This window comes from Streptomyces yamdrokensis, assembly GCF_053890455.1.
The window spans coordinates 2,765,540-2,777,606 of sequence record NZ_CM132679.1; the positions used below are offsets into that span (position 1 = coordinate 2,765,540).

Below are 12,067 nucleotides of genomic sequence, written 5' to 3' on the forward strand. Positions count from 1 at the left end.
CTTCTTCGTGCCCCGACGCCCTGCCGGTCCTCGTCGGAGCCGTCCTCACCGCGTGCCGCCGTCCGCGTCTCGCACGGCGGCGGCGAGGAGGGCCCGCGCCTGTTCGCGGGCATGGCCGACGGGGTCCGCGAGGATGCCGAGGCCGTGGGCGACGAGCGCTCCTTCGTGAAGCAGCATGAGTGTCCGGCCCAGATCACCGGCTCCGTCCGGGGTGATGTCCCCCGCGAGGTCGGTGAACAGGGCGAGCATCCACTGCTTCTGCCCCGTGATGATCGCGTAGGCCGGGTGGGCCGGATCGCTGATCTCGGCGTGCGCGTTGACCATGCCGCATCCCTTGGGGCTGTTCTCCGCCACCCACGCCCGTGAGGCGTCGAAGACGGCCAGGACGCGCGCCGGCGTCGCCGGCCGTGCGGCGTCGAGGTACGGGGCGAGGAAGGCCCGCCAGCGTTCGTCGCGGGCCGCGAGGTACTCCACGACGATCTGCTCCTTGGAGCCGAACCGGTCGTAGAGGGTCTTCTTCGTCACCCCGGCCTCGGCGGCGATCAGGTCCACCCCGACGGCATGGATGCCGCGCTCGTAGAACAGCCTCGTGGCGGCCTCCAGGACGCGCCGCGCGGCAGGCGTCATCGTGATCCGTCGCGACCCCTCGGCAGTGCCCATACCCCCAACACTATACCGATCTGTATAGTGACGTGATGGGTATACCGATCTGTCTACTGGAGGGGTGAGGCGTGAACTTCCTGCTCTCGACCGCCTTCGTGCTCTGCTGGAGTTCCGGGTTCATCGGAGCCAAGCTCGGCGCGGGCAGCGCCTCCGCGGTCACGATCCTGATGTGGCGGTTCCTGCCGCTGGCCGTCGTCCTGATCGTCGTCGCCATCGTCCTCGGGGCGTCGTGGCGGGGCCTCACGGTGCGGGACGTGGCCCGGCAGGCCGTGATCGGCGTGCTGTCGCAGAGCGGCTACCTCCTGACCGTCTACTACGCGATCCAGCTCGGGGTCTCCACCGGCACCACGGCCCTGATCGACGGCGTCCAGCCCCTCGTCGCCGGAGCGCTCGCCGGACCGTTGTTGCGCCAGTACGTCTCACACAGGCAGTGGCTCGGCCTGTGCCTGGGGGCCGGCGGCGTCGCCGTCGTCACCGCGGCCGACGCCACGGCCGGCACCGGTGCGGCCTGGTGGGCCTACCTCGTCCCCTTCCTCGGCATGCTCTCCCTGGTGGCGGCCACGTTCCTCGAAAGCAGATCCCGTACGCGGGTCGCGCCCGCGGTGTCGCTGACCGTCCACTGCGCCACCAGCGCCGTCGTCTTCACGGCACTGGCCGTGGGCGCCGGAGCCGCGAAGCCGCCCGCGGAACTCTCGTTCTGGACCGCGATCACCTGGCTCGTGGCCTTGTCGACCTTCGGCGGGTACGGGCTGTACTGGCTCATCCTGAGGCGCTCCGGGGTCACCCGGGTCAACACGCTCATGTTCCTCATGGCCCCGGTCACGGCAGTCTGGGGAGCCCTCGCGTTCGGCGAACCGTTCGGCCCGCAGACCGCTCTCGGTCTGGCCGCCGGCCTCGCGGCAGTCGTCGTCGTCCATCGCGGTGGCACCTCGCCCACCGGGGTGCGCGCGCGGGACACGGAAACGGGCGGGGCCGCGAGGCCGGCCGGGTACGGCACCTGACGCCTCCGCCCGGTGAACGGAGTCGGCCGTCACCGAGGCCGATGCCGGGCCCTGGACATGCTGACGAGCGTGGCGCGTCCCCGTCGGCGCACCCTCCCCGCCGCCGCGCACACCCCGCCCCGGCGCTACGACGACGCGCGCGCCACCAGCTCCGTGGCCAGGACCACCTGACGCCGGTCCAGTTCCCGGGAGGCGGGCGGGCGGCGGTCGGCGACCTCGGCGAGGAGAAGGTCGATCATCCTGCGGCCCATCTCCTCGATGGGCTGGCGCACGCTGGTCAGCGGCGGGTCCATGTGGCGGGCGATGGCGGAGTCGTCGTAGCCGACCAGGGCCACGTCGTCGGGGATGCGGCGGCCCGCCTCCCGCAGGGCGTGCCGGGCGCCGGCGGCGGTGACGTCGGAGGCCGCGAAGACCGCGTCCAGGTCCGGACGGCGCTCCAGCAGCGCCGCCATCGCGCGCCGGCCGCCCTCCTCGGAGAAGTCGCCCGCCTCGATCAGCAGGTCGTCCTCGGGATGGCCCGCGTCGCTCAGGGCGTCGCGATAGCCGTCGGTGCGCCGCTGCGCGCCGTACACGTCGAGGCGGCCGGTGATGTGGGCGATGCGCTGCCGGCCCCGGCCGATGAGGTGCTCGACGGCCTGCCGGGCACCGCCGTAGTTGTCGGAGTCGACCGAGGTCAGCGTCTCCGCGGCGGACCTCGGGCCACTGATCACCGCCGGGATCTCCAGCTGGGCGAGCATGTCGGGCAGCGGGTCGTGGGCGTGCACGGAGACCAGCAGCACGCCGTCCACCCGGTGCGCGGCCAGGTAGTCGGCGAGGCGCTGCCGCTCCCGGTCGCTGCCCGCGAAGATCAGCAGCAGCTGCATCCGGGTGTCGGAGAGCGCCGCCCCCACCCCGCGCAGCATGTCCGAGAAGTACGGTTCGGCGAAGAACCGGGTCTCCGGCTCGGGCACGACCAGCGCTATCGCGTCGGTGCGGTTGGCGGCCAGGGCGCGGGCGGCCGTGTTCGGGACGTAACCGAGCTCCGCCACGGCGGCCTCCACGGCGGCACGGGTGGCGTCGCTCACCCGGGGCGAACCGTTGATCACCCGGGAGACGGTGCCCCGGCCGACACCGGCGCGCACCGCCACCTCTTCGAGGGTGGGGCGGCCGCCACTGCGGCTCCGCGCTCCGTGGCTTGCCATGTACGCCCCACCTTTCGTCGTATGTCACGCCGGCCTGGAATCTAACAGCCCCGTGAGCGGCGGCTACCCCGTCAGGGGTACCGTCCGGAGCCCCGGGTCCATCCGTCGGCGAGCTTCGGGCCTCCAGTTAACAGCCCGATAACTGAACGCATCTCACCGCGTTCACTCCCTTGACACCCCCGCCCGGACCCGCAACCCTTCAACACATCACTTGTGGGAGCGCTCCCACGGTACCTGACACATACACAACCCGCACGTTCCCCGCCCGAGCCGCAGCACGCAAAAACGGGTCCAACAACGCCGTTGGCCGGGGGGTCGGCACGTCAGGGCAACAGGAGGACGCAATGCGAGCACGTACCCTCCCCCTCTCTCGGCAGCGTACGAACGGGGGGAAGCTCTTCACCCGCAAGGCACTGGCCGTCGCGGCCGTGGTGTCGCTGGGCACGGGGCTACTGGCCGGCTGCGCCGACGACGGTGGGGACGGCGACTCCGACTCCTCGTCGGGCGGCGAGGGCAAGACGACGGTCACGCTGGGCCTGTTCGGCACCATGGGCTTCAAGGAAGCCGGTCTCTACGCCGAGTACGAGAAGCTGAACCCGGACATCAAGATCGCCGAGAACGTCGTCGAGCGCAACGAGAACTACTACCCGGCGCTGCTCAACCACCTCACCACCAACAGCGGCCTGCAGGACGTCCAGGCCGTCGAGGTCGGCAACATCGCCGAGATCGTGGCCACCCAGGGCGACAAGCTCGAGGACCTCTCCAAGGCCGAGGGCGTGAACAAGAGCGACTGGCTCGAGTGGAAGTGGGAGCAGGCCACCACCAAGGAGGGCCAGACCGTCGGCCTGGGCACCGACATCGGCCCGATGGCGATCTGCTACCGCAAGGACCTGTTCGAGAAGGCCGGGCTGCCGTCCGACCGCGCGGAGGTCGCCAAGCTGTGGGAGGGCGACTGGGAGAAGTTCGTCGAGGTCGGTGAGGACTACCAGAAGAAGGCCCCCAAGGGCACCACCTTCCTGGACTCCCCCGGCGGTCTGCTCAACGCGATCCTGAGCAGTGAGGAGGAGAAGTTCTACGACGCCTCCGGCGAGGTCGTCTACAAGACCAACCCGGCCGTCAAGGACGCCTTCGACCTGACCGCCGAGGCCGCCGAGAAGGGCATGATCGGCGCCCAGACGCAGTTCCAGCCGTCCTGGGACCAGACCATCTCCAACAACAAGTTCGCCGCGATGGCCTGCCCGCCGTGGATGCTCGGCTACATCAAGGGCAAGTCCCAGCCCGACGCCGCCGGCAAGTGGGACGTCGCCGTGCCCCCCAAGTCCGGCAACTGGGGCGGCTCCTTCCTGAGCGTGCCCAAGAGCGCCAAGAACGTCGACGAGGCCAAGAAGCTCGTCGCCTGGCTGACCGCTCCCGAGCAGCAGGCCAAGCTGTTCGAGGTGCAGGGCAGCTTCCCGAGCGCCCAGACCGCCTTCGACAGCCCCGAGGTGACCGGCGCCAAGAACGACATGACCGGTGACGCCCCGATCGGTGAGATCTTCTCCGAGGCCGCCCAGCAGATCCCCGTCCAGGTGATCGGTCCGAAGGACCAGATCATCCAGCAGGGTCTGACGGACAACGGCGTCATCCTCGTCACCAAGGGCAAGTCCGCCGAGGAAGCCTGGGAGACGGCCACCAAGACCATCGACAACAACCTGGACAAGTGACCCGGATGTCCACCCGCAACGACACCGCCGCGTCCCCCGTCAAGGGGGGCGCGGCCCCGGGCCGCCCGCCCGGGGGCACCGCGCCCGAGAGCCAGGAGGAGCGGCGCCGGCGAAAGCTGTCCCGCCGCTGGCAGCGCGACATGCGCTGGAGCCCGTACGCCTTCGTCTCCCCGTTCTTCCTGCTGTTCCTCGCCTTCGGCCTGTTCCCGCTGGTGTACACCGGCTGGGCCTCGCTGCACCAGGTCGAGCTGACCGCCCCGACCGACATGGAATGGGTGGGGCTGCGCAACTTCACCCGGATCTTCGACGACGAGTTCTTCTGGAACGCGGCGCAGAACACGCTGACCATCGGCGTCATCGCGACCGTCCCGCAGCTGCTGATGGCGATGGGCATCGCCCACATCCTCAACTACAAGCTGCGCGCCTCGACCTTCTACCGGGTCGCGATGCTCGCGCCGTACGCCACCTCGATCGCCGCCGCCTCCCTGGTGTTCGTGCTGCTCTTCGGGCGCGACTACGGCATGATCAACTGGACGCTGGACTTCGTCGGGATCGACCCGGTCGACTGGCAGGGCGACAAGTGGCCCTCGCAGTTCGCCGTCTCGACCATCATCATCTGGCGCTGGACCGGCTACAACGCGCTGATCTACCTGGCCGCGATGCAGGCGATCCCGCAGGACCTGTACGAGTCGGCGGCGCTGGACGGCGCCAACCGCTGGCAGCAGTTCCTGAACGTGACGCTGCCCTCGCTGCGCCCGACCATCCTGTTCACGGTCGTGGTGTCCACGATCGGGGCGAGCCAGGTCTTCGGCGAGCCGCTGCTGTTCGACGCCAACAAGGGCGCGTCCGGCGGCGCGGAGCACCAGTTCCAGACGCTCGGCCTGTACCTGTACGAACAGGGCTGGATCAACCAGCACCTGGGCCGCGCCTCGGCGATCGCGTGGATGATGTTCCTGATCCTGATCGTCATCGGCATCATCAACTACGTCATCTCGCGCCGGCTGCGCGCCAGTAGTTAAGGAGTTGTGGCCGTGACGACGACTGTGACGCCCCCGCCCCCCGAGACCACGCCCGCCAAGGAGCGCAAGCGCTCCCGTCTGCCGAAGTCCGCGCGGGCCGGCGGCACCCTGCACGGCGGTCCGATCGCGTACGCGATCCTGATCGTGTTCACGATCGTCTCGCTGTTCCCGCTGGTGTGGACCGCGATCGCCGCCTCCCGGGACAACCAGCGCCTGGCCGAGACGCCGCCGCCGTTCTGGTTCGGCTCGAACCTGTTCAAGAACCTGGAGATCGCCTGGACCGACGCCAACCTCGGTGAGGCGTTCCTCAACACCACGATCGTGTCGGGCATTTCGGCGGCCACCGTGGTGACCCTGTCGACGGTCGCCGGGTTCGCCTTCGCCAAGCTGCGCTTCAAGGGCCGCAACGCGATGATGCTCATCGTGATCGGCACGATGATGGTGCCGCCGCAGCTGAGCGTGATCCCGCTGTACATGATGGTCGCCAAGCTGGACTGGACCGACCAGCTGCAGGCGGTGATCTTCCCGTCGCTGGTGAGCGCGTTCGGTGTGTTCTTCATGCGGCAGTACCTGCTCCAGGCGCTGCCGGACGAGATCATCGAGGCCGCCCGGGTCGACGGCGCGAGCAGCTGGCGCGTGATCTGGCACGTGGTGTTCCCGGCGGCGCGGCCGGCGATGGCCGTGCTGGGCATGCTGATCTTCGTACAGACCTGGAACGACTTCCTGTGGCCGTTCCTCGTCCTGACCCAGTCCGGCAACCCGACCGTGCAGGTCGCGGTCGCGGGTCTCGGCCGCGGCTTCACCCCGGACCAGTCCCTGATCATGGCGGGCGCGCTGCTCGGCACGCTGCCGCTGCTGCTGGTCTTCGCGATCTTCGGCAAGCAGATCGTGGGTGGCATCATGCAGGGCGCGGTCAAGGGCTGACCCGCGAACCTCCCCGCACCGTAGGCCCCTTCTTCCCCCTCTCCCTCCCCCTCCCCCTCTCCCTCATTCCTCTCACCACCCCTTCCCCCCTGCTCACTCCGACTCGTAGGTCCGCCACGACCTCCTATGGGAGCGCTTCCATGTCTGACTCCGCAACGCCGGCGACCCCGGCGGCCTTTCCCCCCGCCTTCCTCTGGGGCTCCGCGACCTCCGCGTACCAGATCGAGGGCGCGGTGCGGGAGGACGGGCGTACCCCGTCCATCTGGGACACCTTCAGCCACACTCCGGGAAAGACCGCCGGCGGCGACACCGGTGACATCGCCAACGACCACTACCACCGCTACCGCGACGACGTGGCGATGATGGCGGACCTGGGCCTGGGCGCCTATCGCTTCTCCGTCTCCTGGCCCCGGGTGCAGCCGACCGGCCGCGGCCCGGCCGTGCAGCGCGGCCTGGACTTCTACCGCAAGCTGGTCGACGAGCTGCTCGAGCGCGACATCAAGCCGGCCGTCACCCTCTACCACTGGGACCTGCCGCAGGAGCTGGAGGACGCGGGCGGCTGGCCGGAGCGTGACACCGCCTACCGCTTCGCCGAGTACGCGCAGATCGTCGGCGAGGCGCTCGGCGACCGGGTGGAGCAGTGGATCACGCTCAACGAGCCGTGGTGCAGCGCCTTCCTGGGCTACGCGTCCGGCGTGCACGCCCCCGGCCGTACCGACCCGGCGGCCTCGCTGCGGGCCGCCCACCACCTGAACCTGGCGCACGGGCTGGGCACCAAGGCGCTGCGGTCGGTGATGCCGGCCCGCAACTCCGTCGCGATCAGCCTCAACTCCTCGGTGGTCCGGCCGCTTTCGCCGAGCGATCCGGCGGACCTCGCGGCGGTGCGCACCATCGACGACCTGGCGAACGGGATCTTCCACGGCCCGATCCTGAAGGGCGCCTACCCCGAGACGCTGCTGGAGGCGACCGCGTCGCTCACCGACTGGTCCTACGTCCAGGAGGGCGACCTCGAGCTGATCCACCAGCCGCTGGACGCGCTGGGCCTCAACTACTACACGCCCTCCCTGGTGTCGGCGGCCGACCCCGACGCGAAGGGCCCGCGGGCGGACGGTCACGGGGAGAGCGAGCACTCGCCGTGGCCCGCGGCGGACCACGTGGCCTTCCACCAGGCGCCGGGCGAGCGCACCGAGATGGGGTGGGCCGTCGACCCGACCGGGCTGCACGACCTGATCATGCGGTACACCCGTGAGGCGCCCGGCCTGCCGCTCTACATCACCGAGAACGGCGCCGCGTACGACGACAAGCCCGACTCCGACGGCACGGTGCAGGACCCGGAGCGGATCGCCTACCTGCACGGCCACCTCTCCGCGGTCCGCCGGGCCATCACCGACGGCGCGGACGTGCGCGGCTACTACCTGTGGTCCCTGATGGACAACTTCGAGTGGGCGTACGGCTACGAGAAGCGGTTCGGCGCGGTCTACGTCGACTACGCGACCCAGGTCCGGACCCCGAAGGCCAGCGCCCTCTGGTACGGCCGGGCGGCCCGGTCGGGCGCCCTCCCGGAGCCGGACGGCATCTGACCCTCCCGGGAACGGGGACACGGGGGAACCGGGAGCGGGGCGGGGGAACGGGGCGCGGTGCCCCAGGGGGAGCGCCGCGCCCCACACGGGTGTCCGCACCCCGCCCGGGGCGTGTCCGGGGCCGTCTTCCTGCCGGGCGGTTCCCGGACAGGCACCGGGACGGATGCCCGGACAGGCGCGCCCCGGCCGGACGGTGACCGGCCGGGGCGCGCGCCGGTGTGTTCCCCCGGTCAGCGCCGGAACGCCGGCACCGGTCGCCCCGGGCGGCGGCGTACGGTCCCGCGACGGCCGCGGCCCCGGCCGCGGGGTGCTCCCTCCCGGCCGTCCAGCTGGATCCAGATCCGTACCTCGGTCCCGCCGAGCACCGACGAGCCGATGCGGACGTCCCCGCCGGTGGCCTCCGCGAGGCGGCGCACGATGTCCAGGCCGAGTCCGGTGGAGCCGTCGCTGCCGGAACCCCGGCCGCGGGCCATCGCCCCCTCGGGGTCGGGTATGCCGGGGCCCGCGTCGGAGACGAGCACGATCACCGCGTCCTCGCCGTTGTGCACGTCGACCGCGAAGGCGGTGCCCTCGGCGGTGTGCCGGAACACGTTGCCGAGCAGGGCGTCGAGGGCGGCGGCCAGATCGGCACGGGCCACGGGGACGCGTACGGGGGTGTCGGCACCGGCCACCCGCCACTTGCGGCCCTCGTCCTCGGCGAGCGCCGACCAGAACACCATCCGCTCGCGGACCACTTCGGCGGCGTCGCAGCCGGCGCCGGGACCGGCGGCGGCCGTCTGCGGTTTGGCGTCCCGCGCGGTGCGGATGATGGTGTCGACCTCGCGCTCCAGCTGTTCCACCGCCGCGCGGGTCTGGTCGGCGGCCGGCCCGTCGCCCAGCGAGGCGGCGTTGAGCCGCAGCACGGTCAGCGGGGTACGCAGCCGGTGGGACAGATCGGCCGCCAGTTCCCGCTCGTTGGCCAGGAGTTGCACGACCTGGTCGGCCATGGAGTTGAACGCCACCGCCGCCAGCCTCAGTTCGGTGGGCCCCTTCTCGGGCACCCGCGCCCCCAGCTTGCCCTCTCCCAGCTCGTGCGCGCCCTCGACCAGGCGCTGCGCGGGCCGCACCATCCGTATGCCCAGCCGGTCGGCGACCGCGACCGAGCCGAGGATCAGGGCTGCGCCGACCGCCGCGAGGACCGCCCAGGCCGTGCCCACCCCGTTGGTGACCTCGGCCTCGGGGACGTACACCTCGACCACGGCGATCTCGCCGCTGCTGAGCGCGACCGGCTGGAGCAGTGCGGAGCCGCCGGACACCTGGGAGGTGGAGACACGGCCCAGATTCCGTACCGCCTCGATGTCCTCCGCGGTGGCACGCCGGCGGCCGATGCCGAGGGGTTCGTCGCCGTCCGCGGCGGGGATGTGCACGGCCATCCCCGCGTCGGCCCCGCCGGAGCCCGCGGAGGCGACGACGCGTTCGAGCTGGTCGCGGTCGGTGGTGATGGACAGCGCGGGGGCGACCGCGGCGGCTTCCCGTTCGGCGTTGGAGAAGGCGCGGTCGCGGGCCATCTCGCGGATGACCAGGCCGAGCGGCACCGCGAAGGCGACCACGACCATCGCGGTCACCGCCACGGACACCTTCACCAGGGCCCACCTCATCGCGGCTGCTCCGCCTGGGAGGCCCCGTCGGCGGGCGGCTCCAGTTTCACGCCGACGCCCCGCAGGGTGTGCAGATAGCGCGGCCGGGCGGCCGTCTCCCCCAGTTTCCGGCGCAGCCAGGACAGATGGACGTCGATGGTCTGGTCGTCGCCGTACGACTGCTGCCACACCTCGGCGAGGAGTTCCCTGCGGGCGACGACGACTCCGGGCCGCCCGGCGAGGAAGGCCAGGAGGTCGAACTCGCGCCGGGTCAGATCGAGCCGTGCGCCGTCGAGTTCGGCCTGGCGGCGCAGCGGGTCGACGGTCAGTCCGCCGACCCGGATCACCGGGGACGGCGCGGCCTCCCCCGCGAGGGACCGCGCCCGGCGCAGCACGGCCGCCATGCGGGCCGAGAGGTGTTCCACCGAGAAGGGCTTGGTCAGGTAGTCGTCCGCGCCTGCGTTCAACAGCCGCACGATCTCCGCCTCGTCGTCCCGCGCGGTGGCGATGATCACCGGCACGTCCGTGATGCCGCGCAGCATCTTCAGCGCCTCGGAGCCGTCGAGGTCGGGCAGCCCGAGATCCAGGACGACGACGTCGAACCGGAAATGGGCGACCTCGCGCAACGCCTCCAGCGCCGTCCCCACACTGCGCACGGTGTGCGCGGCGTCGGTCAACTGCCTGATGAGCGCCGAGCGTACGAACTGGTCGTCCTCGACCACGAGAACACTTGCCATGGGCGGCACCGTACGCCATGCGGGGCAGGCCGGTGCCGGCCTGTGGACGACTCCGGATCCCGGAGGAAGGCGACACTCCCGGGGCGGGTGAGGCAGTATGACCGGCGATGCGCAAAGGACTCGTACACCTGCTGGCCTGGCTGCTCGCCACGGGCGCGGCGGTCACGCTGTCGTGGTGGGGGGTGCACACCGTGATGGAGGGCACCGCCTACGACCCTCCGCGCGCGCTGCCCGTGACGGCCGGGGACACGACGACGCGGGAGTCGAAGCCGGTGTCGTCCTCGACCCGGCGCCCGTCCGGCGAAGAGGCGTCGAGGAACGCCGGGGACGGCCAGGGCGACGAAGGCGGTTCGAAGGACGAGGGCGACGGCGAGGGCACGCAGGACGCCGACGCGCAGGCCCCCGGGTCGTCGCGGCAGTCGGCGCGGGATCCCGGCAGGGCGCCCGCCTCGCCCGACCCAGAACCGGCCGATCCCGCGCCGGCCGGCGGCGACCCCGCCCCGGCCGCCTCCGGCGAGGTCGAGGCGTACGACACCACCGGCGGCCGGGCGGTCTTCGACCTCGGCGAGACCTCCGCGTCACTGGTGTCGGCGACTCCCGGCGCGGGCTGGTCCATGCAGGTGTGGAAGACGGAGTCGTGGATCCGGGTGGAGTTCACGGCCGGCGCGGACCGGGTGTCGGTCTTCTGCACCTGGCACGACGGCCCTCCGCGCGTGGAGATCGGCACCTACTGATCGGCGGGCGCCGGGCTCAGCGGAACACCGACGCCGGTGGCGCCGGTGAGGCGACCGCCGCCAGGTCGGTGACCGCAGTGGCGCCGCCGGTGAAGTCCCTGAGTTCCCGGCCGTGCTGGACGCGGCCGGGATGCGGGTCGCAGGCGGCGCGGCGGGTCAGTTCGGCGAGCGGGAGGGGCGCGTCGGAGGCGACCAGCACGGCGTTGCCGAAGCGCTTGCCGCGCAGGACCGCCGGATCGGCGATCAGCGCGAGCTCGGCGAACCGGGCGGCGGCGGTGGCGATCTGGCCGCGCAGATGGGCCAGCGGCGGCCCGTCGGCGATGTTGGCGGCGTAGACCCCGCCGGGGGCGAGGGCCCTGCGGACGTCGTCCAGGAACTCGGCCGAGGTCAGGTGGGCGGGGGTGCGGGCGCCGCTGAACACGTCGGCGACGACGAGGCCGGCCCATCCGTCCGGCACCTTCGCGAGCCCTTCGCGGGCGTCCACCGAGCGCACCCTGATCCGCGCTTTGGGGTCCAGCGGCAGTTCCCGGCGGACCAGTCGCACCAGCTCGGCGTCCCGCTCGACGACCTGCTGGGTGGACCGGGGCCGGGTGGCGGCGACGTACCGGGCGAGGGTGAACGCTCCGCCCCCGAGATGCACGGCCCGCAGCGGCCGGCCGGCCGGCGCGACGGTGTCGATGACGTGTCCGAGCCGCCGCTGGTACGCGAAGGAGAGGTGGGCGGGATCGTCCATGTCGACGTGCGACTGCGGGGCGTCGTCGATCAGCAGCGTCCACGCCCTCGGCCGCTCCCGGTCGGGGACGAGCCGGGCGGTCCCCCCGTCGACGCTCTCGACGACGGCGTCGGCGGCCTGCCCGCGCCCGGAGTTCCTGGACCTTCCCATGGGGCCATTGTCCCCCGGCCGGCACC

11 protein-coding genes are annotated in these 12,067 nt (G+C 71.9%); 6 read left to right on the forward strand and 5 right to left on the reverse strand.

Features of this window, described 5'->3' with window-relative positions:
* Window positions 1-45 precede the first annotated feature (45 nt).
* Window positions 46-660 (reverse strand): TetR/AcrR family transcriptional regulator, encoded by a 615-nt coding sequence (locus ACWZEH_RS11855; RefSeq protein WP_456198039.1) that lies wholly within the window; start codon window positions 658-660, stop codon window positions 46-48.
* Window positions 661-731: 71 nt separating this feature from the next.
* Between ACWZEH_RS11855 and ACWZEH_RS11860 the strand changes: the two genes are divergently transcribed.
* Complete coding sequence (locus ACWZEH_RS11860; RefSeq protein ID WP_456198040.1) at window positions 732-1,664, forward strand: DMT family transporter; 933 nt, start codon at window positions 732-734, stop codon at window positions 1,662-1,664.
* A gap of 125 nt (window positions 1,665-1,789) precedes the next feature.
* Here the strand turns inward: ACWZEH_RS11860 and ACWZEH_RS11865 are convergent, their stop codons facing one another.
* Window positions 1,790-2,845 carry a LacI family DNA-binding transcriptional regulator gene (locus ACWZEH_RS11865; protein WP_456198041.1) on the reverse strand — a complete coding sequence of 352 codons (1,056 nt, stop codon included), beginning with the start codon at window positions 2,843-2,845 and terminating at the stop codon, window positions 1,790-1,792.
* A gap of 344 nt (window positions 2,846-3,189) precedes the next feature.
* On the opposite strand from ACWZEH_RS11865, the gene ACWZEH_RS11870 reads away from it, so the two are divergent.
* The 4 genes from ACWZEH_RS11870 to ACWZEH_RS11885 all read left to right on the forward strand — a co-directional run bounded on the left by ACWZEH_RS11870 (window position 3,190) and on the right by ACWZEH_RS11885 (window position 8,071).
* Complete coding sequence (locus ACWZEH_RS11870) at window positions 3,190-4,548, forward strand: ABC transporter substrate-binding protein (protein ID WP_456198042.1); 1,359 nt, start codon at window positions 3,190-3,192, stop codon at window positions 4,546-4,548.
* A gap of 5 nt (window positions 4,549-4,553) precedes the next feature.
* Window positions 4,554-5,567, forward strand: a complete 1,014-nt coding sequence (locus tag ACWZEH_RS11875; RefSeq protein WP_456199551.1) for a carbohydrate ABC transporter permease — start codon at window positions 4,554-4,556, stop codon at window positions 5,565-5,567.
* Between the two features lie 12 nt (window positions 5,568-5,579).
* On the forward strand, window positions 5,580-6,491 hold the full coding sequence (locus ACWZEH_RS11880) for a carbohydrate ABC transporter permease (protein WP_456198043.1): 912 nt from the start codon (window positions 5,580-5,582) through the stop codon (window positions 6,489-6,491).
* A gap of 140 nt (window positions 6,492-6,631) precedes the next feature.
* On the forward strand, window positions 6,632-8,071 hold the full coding sequence (locus tag ACWZEH_RS11885) for a GH1 family beta-glucosidase (RefSeq protein WP_456198044.1): 1,440 nt from the start codon (window positions 6,632-6,634) through the stop codon (window positions 8,069-8,071).
* Window positions 8,072-8,301: 230 nt separating this feature from the next.
* On the opposite strand, the gene ACWZEH_RS11890 is transcribed toward ACWZEH_RS11885, so the two are convergent.
* Together ACWZEH_RS11890 and ACWZEH_RS11895 are read right to left on the reverse strand one after the other, a co-directional pair.
* A complete protein-coding gene (locus tag ACWZEH_RS11890) occupies window positions 8,302-9,708 on the reverse strand; it encodes a sensor histidine kinase (protein WP_456198045.1) in 1,407 nt (468 codons plus the stop codon).
* Window positions 9,705-10,424 (reverse strand): response regulator transcription factor, encoded by a 720-nt coding sequence (locus ACWZEH_RS11895; protein WP_456198046.1) that lies wholly within the window; start codon window positions 10,422-10,424, stop codon window positions 9,705-9,707. Before ACWZEH_RS11895 ends, ACWZEH_RS11890 begins: the two co-directional genes overlap by 4 nt.
* Window positions 10,425-10,531: 107 nt before the next feature.
* On the opposite strand from ACWZEH_RS11895, the gene ACWZEH_RS11900 reads away from it, so the two are divergent.
* On the forward strand, window positions 10,532-11,158 hold the full coding sequence (locus ACWZEH_RS11900; protein WP_456198047.1) for a hypothetical protein: 627 nt from the start codon (window positions 10,532-10,534) through the stop codon (window positions 11,156-11,158).
* A gap of 16 nt (window positions 11,159-11,174) precedes the next feature.
* On the opposite strand, the gene ACWZEH_RS11905 is transcribed toward ACWZEH_RS11900, so the two are convergent.
* Window positions 11,175-12,041, reverse strand: coding sequence for a spermidine synthase (locus ACWZEH_RS11905; RefSeq protein ID WP_456198048.1), 867 nt, complete (start codon window positions 12,039-12,041; stop codon window positions 11,175-11,177).
* Window positions 12,042-12,067: the final 26 nt, after the last annotated feature.